This is a genomic window from candidate division TA06 bacterium (genome assembly GCA_016208585.1).
Lineage (GTDB): Bacteria > Edwardsbacteria > AC1 > AC1 > EtOH8 > UBA5202.
This window is the reverse complement of record JACQXR010000074.1, coordinates 1-11,551: the sequence shown is the minus strand read 5'-3', so window position 1 is coordinate 11,551 and position 11,551 is coordinate 1. Positions and strand designations below refer to the sequence as shown.

At 54.6% G+C, this 11,551-nt stretch carries 12 protein-coding genes and 2 pseudogenes; 1 reads left to right on the top strand and 13 read right to left on the bottom strand.

Annotated elements, in window-relative coordinates; translation table 11 throughout:
- The coding region (locus HY768_05740; protein ID MBI4726710.1) for a hypothetical protein at positions 1 to 112 on the top strand (112 nt) is incomplete at its 5' end.
- A 325-nt stretch (positions 113 to 437) separates the two neighbouring features.
- Here the strand turns inward: HY768_05740 and HY768_05735 are convergent.
- The 13 genes and pseudogenes from HY768_05735 to HY768_05675 all read right to left on the bottom strand — a co-directional run.
- A complete protein-coding gene (locus HY768_05735) occupies positions 438 to 2,975 on the bottom strand; it encodes an AsmA family protein (protein ID MBI4726709.1) in 2,538 nt (845 codons plus the stop codon).
- 49 nt (positions 2,976 to 3,024) lie between these two features.
- A pseudogene (locus HY768_05730) lies at positions 3,025 to 3,138 on the bottom strand (tRNA 2-thiouridine(34) synthase MnmA).
- A gap of 40 nt (positions 3,139 to 3,178) precedes the next feature.
- The gene (locus HY768_05725) at positions 3,179 to 4,216 is read right to left on the bottom strand and encodes a Fic family protein (GenBank protein MBI4726708.1); all 1,038 of its coding nucleotides are present in this window, start codon (positions 4,214 to 4,216) and stop codon (positions 3,179 to 3,181) included.
- Positions 4,217 to 4,226: 10 nt separating this feature from the next.
- Positions 4,227 to 5,312: a tRNA 2-thiouridine(34) synthase MnmA gene (gene mnmA / locus HY768_05720; protein ID MBI4726707.1), complete on the bottom strand. Its 1,086-nt coding sequence runs from the start codon at positions 5,310 to 5,312 to the stop codon at positions 4,227 to 4,229.
- Entirely contained in the window at positions 5,309 to 5,476 is a 168-nt protein-coding gene (locus HY768_05715) for a hypothetical protein (GenBank protein MBI4726706.1), read from the bottom strand. The genes mnmA and HY768_05715 overlap by 4 nt, the downstream gene beginning before the upstream one ends.
- A 64-nt stretch (positions 5,477 to 5,540) precedes the next feature.
- Positions 5,541 to 6,035, bottom strand: coding sequence for an HIT domain-containing protein (locus tag HY768_05710; GenBank protein MBI4726705.1), 495 nt, complete (start codon positions 6,033 to 6,035; stop codon positions 5,541 to 5,543).
- On the bottom strand, positions 6,032 to 6,826 hold the full coding sequence (locus tag HY768_05705) for an HAD family hydrolase (GenBank protein ID MBI4726704.1): 795 nt from the start codon (positions 6,824 to 6,826) through the stop codon (positions 6,032 to 6,034). The genes HY768_05710 and HY768_05705 overlap by 4 nt, the downstream gene beginning before the upstream one ends.
- A 22-nt stretch (positions 6,827 to 6,848) precedes the next feature.
- Positions 6,849 to 8,111: a DNA helicase UvrD gene (locus HY768_05700; GenBank protein ID MBI4726703.1), complete on the bottom strand. Its 1,263-nt coding sequence runs from the start codon at positions 8,109 to 8,111 to the stop codon at positions 6,849 to 6,851.
- Between the two features lie 16 nt (positions 8,112 to 8,127).
- Positions 8,128 to 8,892: a class I SAM-dependent methyltransferase gene (locus tag HY768_05695; protein MBI4726702.1), complete on the bottom strand. Its 765-nt coding sequence runs from the start codon at positions 8,890 to 8,892 to the stop codon at positions 8,128 to 8,130.
- Positions 8,893 to 9,000: 108 nt separating this feature from the next.
- Positions 9,001 to 9,573, bottom strand: a complete 573-nt coding sequence (locus HY768_05690) for an indolepyruvate oxidoreductase subunit beta (GenBank protein ID MBI4726701.1) — start codon at positions 9,571 to 9,573, stop codon at positions 9,001 to 9,003.
- A 24-nt stretch (positions 9,574 to 9,597) separates the two neighbouring features.
- On the bottom strand, positions 9,598 to 9,978 hold the full coding sequence (locus HY768_05685; GenBank protein ID MBI4726700.1) for a four helix bundle protein: 381 nt from the start codon (positions 9,976 to 9,978) through the stop codon (positions 9,598 to 9,600).
- 35 nt (positions 9,979 to 10,013) lie between these two features.
- Positions 10,014 to 10,169 (bottom strand): annotated as a pseudogene (locus HY768_05680) (4Fe-4S dicluster domain-containing protein).
- Positions 10,123 to 11,551 (bottom strand): indolepyruvate ferredoxin oxidoreductase subunit alpha (locus HY768_05675; protein MBI4726699.1); only part of this gene is annotated, 1,429 nt, incomplete at its 5' end. The gene HY768_05675 and the pseudogene HY768_05680, both read right to left, overlap by 47 nt.

Here is an 11,551-nt window from a genome sequence, read left to right as displayed (position 1 = left end):
TAAAAAGTACCCCAAGGGCATCAAGCTGACAGATGAGCAACTATCCAGGATAAACCTAAAACCACACAAGTTCCCTGGTGATTGGAATTACACTATTTTGCCAAATCTATAATAGTCATATTATTTCGTTACAGCTCCTTACTATTGAGAGTTGGAAATATTGGAAATGGAAAGCATTGTTACCCTATCCGCTTTATTTGCTTTGTGTTGTTATAACTGCTCTATTGCTAAAAGTGGTTGGCGTGAATGTTTTAATTTAATCATTAAAGTGGTGACTGTTGCGCTTACTATAATAGGTGTCGTTATGTTTGCTTATATTTATTATCGTAGGTATAAAAAGGGCAGTTGATAAAATGTTATAAACTTGTCCACAGATCATTTGCACCCATAAAGAAGAGCCCTGCCGTCACGGCAGGGCTGTTTTATTTACTGATACTTCACTTCCATTTGAACAGCTTCTTGGCCTCTTCCGCCGCCTTTTTCTTCAGTTCCTCCGCCTGTTTTTGGGCCGCCTCCTCGGCCTGTTTCTTAGCCTTGTCAATCTCCTCCTGGGCCTTGCCTTTTAAGCGGGCCTGGGCCATCTGGGTATCCAGGCCGATGCCCGGCTTGGGTGACTGCCCCTTGACCAGCAGGTCCAGCGCCACCCGGCCGTCCTTGTTGGTGAAAAGCCCGGCCACGTTGCCGCCCTTGAGCTTGACCTTGTCCGATTCCTCCTTGGTCAGGGTTATGGACACCCGGTAGTCCAGGTAACCCAGGAAACTGGAACTGCCGGAAAGGCTGACGTCACCGAACTTGCTGGCCATCTGCAGGTCATCAAGATATATCTTCTCGTCCGCGATCCTGAAGCCCATGGTAAGTGAGCGGAAGGATACTTCCCGGGTCTCGCTCAGATTGCAGTAGCTGAGGATGTCGGCCAGCATCGGCCAGTTGGTGATCTTGCCCTCCCCGGTGCTGGCTTTGCCCTGCCCTTTCAGCGTCTTCTTGATTAAAATAGTGTCCGGGGCCAGGCCGGAAAAGTCGCCCTTGACGTCCAGTTTGGCATGCATCCGGTTGTCTAATGGAGTTAGGGCCGTCAGGAAATCATCGGCCTCTAATTTTTCGGCGTTGGCCCCCAGCCGGTATTCAATTTTTGTGAGATCGTTGAGATCGGCCCAGACCGTGCCCCGCACCTTGCCGGAGTAGACATTGACCTGCCCGTCCAGATTGAGCTTGCGGTCGGCCAGGGTCAGATTGCCGGCCAGGTTGTCGAAGTCTATTTTAAGGAATTTGATCTTGGCAATCCGCACCTTGCCGTCCATCAGCATATCGGGCAGGGGCAGCATTACAGGCGGCGCTTTCTTGTCCGACAAAGACTTGGCGGCGTCGGAGGCTTTCGGCGGCGGGGGAAGCATCTCGTCCAGGTCTAAAAGCGGGGAATTGAGGGCGAAGGTAATCACGGCCTTGCCCTGCTTGGGTAAAACGACCGGAGCCTTGCCGCCCTTGGGGGCCGGCTGCTCCGGGACCAGGCTCAAAAAGTTCTTGACCTGGGCATTGAAGGACATCGAAGACCTCCCTATCTTGCAGGAGATGTCCGGGATGTTAATCAGATTCTTGGTCAGCTGCACCGTGCCGTTCATGTCGCTGACCGGCTTCAGCAGGGCCGCGGTGGCAAAGTTCAGGTTTCTGAGTTCGATCTTTCCGTCCATTTTAAAACTGTTGACGTCCTTGATCTTTCCCTCGGCCTTGAAATCGGCGTTGATCTTTCCCGACAGCGTCAGGCCCTCCTCCAGCGGCACGTAGTCCTTGACCTCGCCCAGGTCAAAATTTCCCTTGAAGGCGGCCTTGACGTAAGGGTTCTCGAAGTTTTGAACTAAACAGGACATTGAAAACCCGGCCGTGCCCAGCTTGGCCGAGATGTTTTTGATGTTTAGGTCCTTCTCGCTGAAGGCGATCTGGCCGTTGACGTCGGAGACCGACTTGGGCAGCATGGCGTACTTGATGCCGATGTTCTTAAGAGCCATGGAGCCGTCCACCTTGGGCAGGGACCTGGGGTCCTTGGGATCTATCTGCCCGGTTACTTTTAGGCCCAGCTCGATCTGACCGGTGGCCTGAACGTCCTTGGCCTGAGCTTTAATCTCCGGCGGCAGGGCGTTGATGATCTGCTTGATCTCGATGGCGGAGGTCTTCAGCGCCAAGTCGAGAATGGGCAGGCTGTCGAAGTTAGTGACGGTGCCGCCCAGGGAAAAGGCGATGCCCTGCGGGGCCACCGTGATGTCGTTGATGGTGACTATTTTCTTCGGCAGGTTGATCGCGATGTCGTGGTTGATGTTGACGTAGATCTTGCTGACCTTGAGTCCCGGCGCCTCGGCCGAGATGTCGGCCACCTTGATCGTCCCCTTGGTCCGGATGTTCTCCAGCTTGAGGTCGGCCGAGAAACTCAGTTCCTCGTTTATACCGAAAGCCAGGGCCTTAACCTTGCCCTGCCGGTCCTCAAATTCGAACCGTCCGTCCTTGATGCGGAAGGACTGCATGGCCAAAGAGACCGGCGAGGACGAGGGCGGAGCGGCTGTCTTCTGCTCCTGCCCTTGGGGCGCGGGCTTGACCAGATCGGAGAAGTTGAAGACGCCCTTGATGTCCTTTTCTATCAGTATCTCCGGCTTGTCGATCACCAGACTGGAAATTACCAACTGCCGCTTCAGCAATCCCAGCAGGTTGATCTTGAGCACTATGGATTCCACTTTGACCATGGGCTGGTCGGCAAAGCCTTTGGCGTTGGCCAGCTCTATCCCGTCCAGCTCTACCCCCAGCCCGGTCCATACCTTAAGCGAAAACTTGTTGACCATGACCTTGCGGTCCACCGCCTGTTCGATCTTGGGCATGATCAGGGTCCGCAGTTTTTCCGGGGTAAAGATCATTTTAAGGGTGATCCCGGCGGCCGCGAATACCACCACGAACACGGCCGCTATGATCAGGATGATTTTTAGGAATTTAGGCATCTTACATTCTCCGCTTAAAGATTTTTTAATTTCTAATTTTTGTTTTTTGTCAAGCTATCACTCCCCCGCCCAGCACCAAGTCGCCCCGGTAAAACACTGCCGACTGCCCCGGCGTGACCGCCCTTTGCGGGTTCTTAAATGATACTTCCGCCCGGTGGCCGTCATTTTAATCATCAACCAAATCATCAACCTAATCATCAACCCTACGCCAGTTCGTAATGCATGGCCCGGCCCAGACCCACCGGCTTAACCACGCCCAGCTTAACTAACTTGGTAATCTCCTTGTGCACCGCCTGGGGCGACACCTTCAGCATGGCCTGCATGTCTTTATTGGTTACTTTTCCATTATCGTTAATGAACTCCACAATCCTCATCTGCCTGGCAGTCAAGGCAATTTGCCCCTTGTCCTTAAGAACCTTTATATCCCGGCTTAAAGCCATCACCTTGTCCTTAACGCCCTTAATGCTCACCGCCACGCCCCCGGTAAAATATTCCAGCCAAGCGGTCAGATCCAAAGTATTTTTATTAACGCTTTTAAGCGCTGCATAATAGGCCGGGCGGTCGTGGTCGTAGTAATCGTCCAGGGCAAAGAACCGTTTAACGTCAAAGCCCCGTTTGTACAGCGCCAGCGAGGCCAAAACTCTTGCGGTTCTTCCATTGCCGTCCACAAAAGGGTGGATCCTTACCAGCTCGTAATGGGCTATGCCGGCCTGAAGTACCGGGTCAATTTTAAGGGCCAAAGGCGAACCAAACCACTTTAGAAGATCTTCCGCCAAAGGCTTTACCATTTTAACTGCCGGCGGCTCGAACACAATCTGGCCGGTGGCCTTATTCACCACCGCCACCCGGCAATTTCTGAATGCGCCTTCGTCCTTGGGATTATCCAATGTCCCGGTCGTAACTGTTTTATGCATCTTTAAAAGGTCGGGAAGACCAAGGGCAGTCTTTTGGGAATGCCTGGGGATATCTTCCAAAGCCTTCAGGTAATTTATTACTTCCTGCTTGTCTTTTCGTTTTACCATGATGTCCCGGCCCTGGGCCAGGGCGCTGACCTCTTCCAAGGTCAGCCGATTCCCCTCGATGGCGGTGGAGGCATGGGCGCTATGGATCAACGCCTCCCGGCGCAACGACACTTCCCATTTGGGCACCAGCGGAGCGTTCAAAATAACCGCCCGCGCTTCGGCAATCAGGGTTAGGTTGTTGACTATACTATCGTTGTAAAAATATTTTGGCTTGAACATAACGTTCCTTTTAGTGCCACTGGCTGTTGTTTGACTCTATCACTCCCCCGCCCAGCACCAGATCTCCTTTGTAGAATACCGCCGACTGTCCCGGCGTGACCGCCCTTTGCGGGTTCTTAAATGATACTTCCGCCCGGTGGCCGTCAAGCGCTATCACCACTGCCTCGGCTCCGGCGTGCTGGCGCCTGATCTTAACCACAGCTTTGACAACCCTTTTGGGCTGGTTAGTGATCCAGTTGACATCTGTAGCCAGAAGTCTATTGGTCATGAGATCTGCGTCCTCGCCCACGGTGATCTTGTTCTGAGCGGAGTCTATTGAGACCACATACTGGGGCCGCCCCAGGGCTATCCTTAAGCCCCCTCGCTGGCCGATGGTGTAATTCGCGATGCCCTGATGCTGTCCCAGAATCTGCCCCTGCCTGTTCCCTATCGGGCCCGGCCTTGAGCCGATCTCTTTTTTCATGAAATCGGAATATTTGCCCTTGGGGATGAAGCAGATCTCCTGGCTCTCCGGCCGCTGGGCCGACTCCAGGCCGTAGTCTGTGGCCAGCTCCCTGACCCGCTGCTTGTCCAGGCCGCCCAAGGGGAACAGGGACGAGATCAGCTGTTCCCTGGTCAGGGTCCATAAGAAATATGACTGGTCCTTTTTTGAATCTTTCCCCTTGGCCAGGGCCGGTTGCCCTTTGATTGTTTTGATCCTGGCATAATGCCCGGTGGCCATCAGCTCGCAGCCCAGGCCCTTAGCCTTGTTCAGCAGCAGTCCAAATTTTATCTTCTGGTTGCAGGCCACGCAGGGGTTGGGGGTGCGGCCCTGCCGGTACTGTTCAATGAAATAATCCACCACCGAAGCCTTGAACTCCGGCTCGCAGTCCATCACGTAATGGGGGAACCCAAAACGTTGAGCCGCCTGGCGGGCGGCCTCGATGGACTTTAGGGAACAGCAGTTCTTCTCGTTGTTGATCCCGTCATAGCAAAACAAGCGCATGGTCAGACCTATCACCCGGTATCCTTTTTTTACCAGCAGGGCCGCCGCCAGGCTGCTGTCCACCCCGCCGGACATGGCCACCGCCACCGTCTGTATTTTAGAGGTCATCATTCCAAAGGCGCTTCGTAAACGAATATTTTGGTCAGGTCATGGTTCTTGTCAAACAATAGAATAACTTTAACCCCGGCCATGATCATGGGGCTTTGGTACCGCCCGAAGTAAGATATCATCAGATTACCCTGGCGGTCGGCCAAGCTTGCAGATATTTCATCCACCGGGGCTGCTCCCGGCACCCGGCCATAAGAAACGGTAACAGCAGTATCAGATATTTCAGATATTTCATTTTACCTTTTTAAGCGCATCGGCCAGCTTGGCAAAGGTCTCCTCCAGCCCCTCGGAGATGATCTTGGCGTCCGAGATCACCGGCATGAAGTTGGTGTCACCGCTCCAGCGCGGCACTACGTGAAGGTGGACGTGGTCCGCGATCCCGGCCCCGGCCGTCTGCCCCAGGTTGAACCCCAGGTTGAAACCCTCCGGCCGCATGGTTTTTCCCATGGCTTTGCAGCACAGCTGGGCCAGTTTCATCATCTCCAGCAGCTCGGCTTCGGTCAGTTTGGTGAAATCGCCAATATGACGGTAGGGCGCGATCATCAAGTGCCCGTTGGTATAGGGGAACAGGTTCATCAGCACGAAAGCCTTGCGGCCCCGGCGCAGGATGTAATTGGCCTGGTCCTTATTCTGCTTCGGCTTCAGGCAGAAGATGCAGCCCGGCTCTTCCTTTTGGCTCTGGCCGCTGATGTATTTCATCCGCCAGGGGGCCCAGATCCTTTTCATGTCATAGCCTCCGCCAATGTGTTTTTCCCGGCGCTGATCCGGCTCAAGGCCTCAGGCAGTTGGTCAATGGTCTGAATGATCTCATCCGGCCGGTCCTGCGGGCCTTTTATCCCCTGATCGATCCCGGTGATCTTCAGATAACTCTGGATATACAGCCTCTCATAATTGTCCTTGGGTTGGTAGGACATGGCCCTGAAATCCTGGTCCAGCCAGACGGTCTTCATGCCAAGAGACTTGGCCGGGCGGATGTCGTTGTCTATCCGGTCGCCCACCATGATGGAATTTTTGGGATCGGCGCCGGCCCGCTTCAGGGCTTCCTCAAAGATCCTGACATCCGGCTTGTGGTAGCCCACCACATCGCTGATGACGATCCGGTCGAACAGATGCTTGAGGTCGTGCTTTTCCAGTTCGTCCAGGGCCAGGTCCGGCTGGTTGGCGATGATGCCCAGCCGGTAATTGCCGCGCAACTGTTCTATGACCTTGGCGATGCCGGGAAGCGGGTGATTGGCCCCGGGATAAAGGTGATGCCAGTCATCCACCGCTTTGCGCCTGATGCTTTCCGAGATATGAGAGACGTAACGCTGGGCAATCAGACAGCGGGGGTTGTCCTCCGGCGGGCGCGAAAGCAGTATCTGCTCCCGAAACTCCAGCACCTGTCCAAAGGATGCCTGCCACCCGGCCTCCTTTAAGGTCAGATAGAAATGCCTCCAGATGCAGGCCAGCAAAGGCAGGTCGTAAAAGATCACATTGCCGATGTCAAAAAAGACCCAGTTTCTATCGGGAAATTCCATTTTTGATTTTTGATTTTTGATTTTAGAACATCTCCATCTGTTTTTTGGTCTTGCCCTTGGCCGGTTTCTCCGCCTCTTTCTTTTCGGTTTTGTCCTCATCAAAACTTATCGTTCCGTATTCCCCGTCATATCCCGGCAGGATATGAACCTGGCCCGCCCGCATTTTCAGGATCGCCTCGGCCACCACCAGCGAAGTAACCCGGGTCAATTCCGTCATCGGGGCTTCCAAAAGGACATTGAACTCGCTGCCAAAATGGGAGATCAGTTTGTGGTATTCCTGGTTCACCCGCTGGGTGCCGGTGCCGACCTTCAGGGCCAGGCTCAGGATCTCTTCCAGCGGAATCAGGGACTTGAAGGGAATGGAATTATCCGGCACATGGCCCGGGACGCGGTCGGACAGGTCTTCCACCCGGTGCAGAACCCCAATGGTGATCTTCTTGCCGCAGACCGGGCAAAGCCCCTTGTGCTTTTTGGATTCAGTTGGTGAAAGCCTTAGGTTGCAGGCCCGGTGGCCGTCGTAATGGTACTTGCCTTCCTGGGGGAAATATTCCAGGGTCTGCAGAAAGCGGCTTTTGTCCTTGTCCTTCAACACCCGGCGGATGGTTGAGTAGTCCATCTGACAGTCTAAGACGCAGGCCTCGCGGCCCAGCCGGAACGGGCTGTGAGCGTCGGAACAGGAGATCAGGGAATATTTGTCCAGAGCAGACAGCCGCCAGTTCATGGCTGGGTCGGATGAGAGCCCTGTTTCCACAGCGAAGAGGTTGGGGGTCTGTTCCTCAAAGCAGTCCTCCACCGAGTCGAAGCCGGACTGCGAGCCGAACATGGAGAAATGCGGGGTCCAGATATGGGCCGGGATGACCATGGCTTCCGGGGAGGCTTCGAAGACCATCTCGGCCAGGCGCGAGGCGTAGACCGGCACGATCGGCCGGCCATCCCCGGACAGGTCGGCGTGGCTTTTGAGCCGGGCGTTTATCTCCTCGGCCTCCTCCAGCGACGGGGCAAAGAGCAGGGTGTGGACCTTGCGCACCTTGTCGTCCTTGGTGAAGATGCAGCAGACCTCGGACGAGAAGATGAAGTTGACCCCCCGGTAATGGTAGATCCCGCCGCCCTTGGGCTCCAGCTTAAAGCGCAGTTCCTTCAGCCAGCCGGGATGGGTGAAGTCCCCGGTGCCCAGGAGCTCGATGCCCTTGAACTTGGCCCATTCGCAGATATGCTCCAGGTCCATGTCCCGGCTGGTGGCCCGGCTGAACTTGGAGTGGATGTGGAGATCGGCTATGAATTTCATTTTTCTGGCACCCGATTTATGGTTTACGGGTCAGGAACGTTACCCTTTTGGTATCCTCTGATGGCTGCTCCTGGCTGTTCTGACGGAAGCATTCCACTTGGAAGAATCCTGTTTTGATCAAAGCCTGTTTTAGTTCCTCCAGCGGATAGGCCCGCTCTGTGTGCCGCTCGGCCAGTTTTTCATAAAGCCCGCCCCTGGGAACGAAGGCAGTCAGGGTCAGCTCCGAGGAATTTGAGGCCGGCAAATAGCGGTTGTTCCAGACCGAGATCACTCCCTGGTCCTCCCGCATCTCGGTGTTGTTGCCCCAGAACCGGGACAGGGCATGTATGGTGTTAACGTCGAAGATGAAGGCTCCGCCGTGAGCCAGCGTCTGGTAAACCGAGGTAAAGCAGGCGGCGACATCCTCCGAAGTCAAAAGATAATTGATGCCGTCAAAGAAACAGGTAATTACATTGTAATTACTTCCAGCTTTGAAGGTCCGGAGGTCCCCCTGAAAGTACTCCAGTGCCAAGTTTTGTTCTTTTGATTTCTGCCGGGCGACCTTCAGCATCTCCGGCGACAGGTCTATTCCCGCGACTTGATAGCCTGCCCGGGCCAACAACAGGCTCATGGTCCCGGTGCCGCAGGCCAGGTCCAAAAGGCTCTGGCCGGGCTTGATGCCTGTTCGTTCCAGCAGTTTAAGGATGTACTCCGCCCAGGACTTATAGTCCACCTCCGACATCAGGATATCGTAGATCGGAGCTATCTGCCCGTAAGGCGGAAGGCTAGTATTTTCAGTCACTTTAGTCTTTTCTTTTCACCACAAAGGCACTAAGACAAATATTACCATTCACAATTTACAATTCACGATTTGGTTTGGTGCCTTTGAGCCTTGGTGGCAAAGTAATTTTCAGCCCTTCAAACCCAGCTCAAAAGCCTTCTTGTTCATTGCCACCGTCTTGGGTGGTACCCGGCCGGCTATGGTCGCGATCCACTTTTCGGCCGGCAGGCCCAGATGCCTGGACAGCGCTCCCAGCAGCACGATGTTGATGGTCTTGGCGCTACCGGACTGGTCGGCCAGCTTCACCCCGTTGCAGACCACCGCCTTTACCCCCTGCCTTTTGATCTGCTCCACAATATCCTGGGGATATTCGGCGGCCCCGGTGGCCACCGTCATGGGCACCACCTGCTGCCGGTTGATCACCGCTATCCCGCCGGGCTTTAAGAAATCCAGATAGCGGGCGGTCTCCATTTCTTCAAACGACAGGATGACGTCGGCCGTGCCCTGTTGGATCAGGGGCGAGTTCACCTTCTGCCCATAGCGGACATGGCTGACCACGCTGCCGCCCCGCTGGGCCATGCCGTGGACCTCGCTCTTCTTGGCGTCAAAACCGCCGGCGATGGCCGTCTCGGCGATGATGTCCCCGGCCAAAAGCACTCCCTGGCCGCCCACTCCGCAGATCAATATATTTACTGTATTCATGTTCTCTTCTGCCGTAGTAACGTATTAATGTTGGACGTTTGACGTTATTGTTTTTTTCTTTAAGCTTCGCTGTAATCCTTTGAGCATTACGCTTATTTCTGTTAGTTCCTGTTGGCAAGCATCATATTCGGTGAGTTTAACGTATCCGATCTCTTTAGCTACATCCATTCCGGCCATCATTTCAAAAGTTGATCTCTGGCTGTGCTCAAGGTATCTGACAAACTCCCGGCTGGAATCGCTGCCCGCTCCCTCGGCAATATTTAATACTATGGAACACGATGCCCTTCGCAACTGGAAGGTCAAACCAAAAATCTCGCTCTTGGGAAAACCAGACGTAAGTTCATAAACATAATGCGAAAATTTTACTCCTTTTTGATATACCTTTAGGTCGCGAAACTTATTCATCTCAATTTCCTTTTAACCCCTACTCTACTACTCTACTACTTTGCTACTGTTTCCCGTCCCATCGCTTCCTTGGGACACAGCTGGGCGCAGACCCGGCAGCCGATGCAGTACAAAGGATCTATGTGGGATTTTTTCTTGGCCTTATCAAACGAAATGGCCGGGCAGCCCAGCCGCAGGCATATTTTGCATCCCCGCCTTGACGGCCGCCTCGGTCTCCTTCAGGTTCAGGGGGTCTATCAACTGGACATGTTTGACCCCGCAGGATTTCACCAACTGCTCCAGGTCCACCATCGGGGCTTCCTGCCCCTGCAGGGTCTTGCCGGTGCCGGGATTCTGCTGATGCCCGGTCATGGCGGTGATCCGATTGTCCAGTATGATCAGCGTCCCTTTAGAATTGTTGTAGACCATGTCTATCAGTCCGGTGATCCCGGAATGAAAGAAAGTGGAGTCGCCTATCACCGCTACGGTCTTCTGGGCCATTTCGGGCCCTAAGGCCTTCTCCAGGCCCATGGCCGCGGTGACGCTGCCGCCCATGCAGATCACGGTGTCCATGGCGTTTAATGGCTCCATCATCCCCAGGGTGTAGCAGCCGATGTCTCCGGTAACCGTCAGCTTCAGTTTATTAAGGGCGAAGAAGACCCCGCGGTGCGGGCAGCCCGGACAGAGCACCGGCGGCCGGCCCGGAACCTCAATATTTTTATAGGCCGGTTCCTTTTGCAGGTTAAAGCTTCTGGCCACCGCCGTGGGATCCAGCTCGCCTAAGATAGGCACTTTGGATTTTCCGGTGATCACCTTTTCAAAGGCGCTTTGGCCGGAGGCCTTGTAGCCCAAGGCTTTTATCTGTTCTTCCAGAAAAGTATCGTTCTCTTCGATCACATAAACTTCGTCGACCGAGTTGATAAAGTCGGTGATCTTTTTGACCGGAAGCGGAAAAGTCAATGACAGTTTTAAGTAGGAGGCTTGAGGGAATATATCCCTGGCGTATTGGTAGGAGATGCCGCTGGTAATGATCCCCAGTTTCTTATCGCCCTTCTCTGTCCGGTTATAGGAAAAGGTCTCCCCGTATTCGCCCAGCTTCTTCAGGCGCTCTTCCACCTTGGCGTGCAACTTGCGGGCATGGGCCGGGATGGTGATGTTCTTGGCCACGTTTTTGACATAGCCGGTGGGCTTATGTTCCTTTCTTTCGCCCAGTTCCACCATGCCTTTGGAATGGGAGATGCGGGTGGTCAGGCGCAGCAGCACCGGGGTATCGAACTTTTCCGAAAGCTCAAAGGCCAGCTTGGCCAGCTCCAGGCATTCCTGGGAATCGGAAGGCTCCAGGCAGGGGATCTTGGCCATCTTGGCGTAATAGCGGTTGTCCTGCTCGTTTTGGGAGGAGTGCAGGCCGGGGTCGTCGGCCGAGACGATCACGAACCCCCCGGTGGCCCCGATGTAGGCCATGGAGAACAGCGGGTCGGCCGCCACGTTCAATCCCACGTGCTTCATGCAGGTTAAAGCCCGGGCCCCAGCGAACGAAGCGCCGGCCGCCACTTCCAGCCCTACCTTTTCGTTGGTGGCCAGCTCGGCGTAGATC

Bases quoted from the DNA above. Each gene is read 5' to 3' on its own strand.
- HY768_05735 (MBI4726709.1), bottom strand. From the start codon at position 2,975: ATGCCTAAATTCCTAAAAATCATCCTGATCATAGCGGCCGTGTTCGTG.
- HY768_05725 (MBI4726708.1), bottom strand. From the start codon at position 4,216: ATGTTCAAGCCAAAATATTTTTACAACGATAGTATAGTCAACAACCTA.
- mnmA (MBI4726707.1), bottom strand. From the start codon at position 5,312: ATGATGACCTCTAAAATACAGACGGTGGCGGTGGCCATGTCCGGCGGG.
- HY768_05710 (MBI4726705.1), bottom strand. From the start codon at position 6,035: ATGAAAAGGATCTGGGCCCCCTGGCGGATGAAATACATCAGCGGCCAG.
- HY768_05705 (MBI4726704.1), bottom strand. From the start codon at position 6,826: ATGGAATTTCCCGATAGAAACTGGGTCTTTTTTGACATCGGCAATGTG.
- HY768_05700 (MBI4726703.1), bottom strand. From the start codon at position 8,111: ATGAAATTCATAGCCGATCTCCACATCCACTCCAAGTTCAGCCGGGCC.
- HY768_05690 (MBI4726701.1), bottom strand. From the start codon at position 9,573: ATGAATACAGTAAATATATTGATCTGCGGAGTGGGCGGCCAGGGAGTG.
- HY768_05685 (MBI4726700.1), bottom strand. From the start codon at position 9,978: ATGAATAAGTTTCGCGACCTAAAGGTATATCAAAAAGGAGTAAAATTT.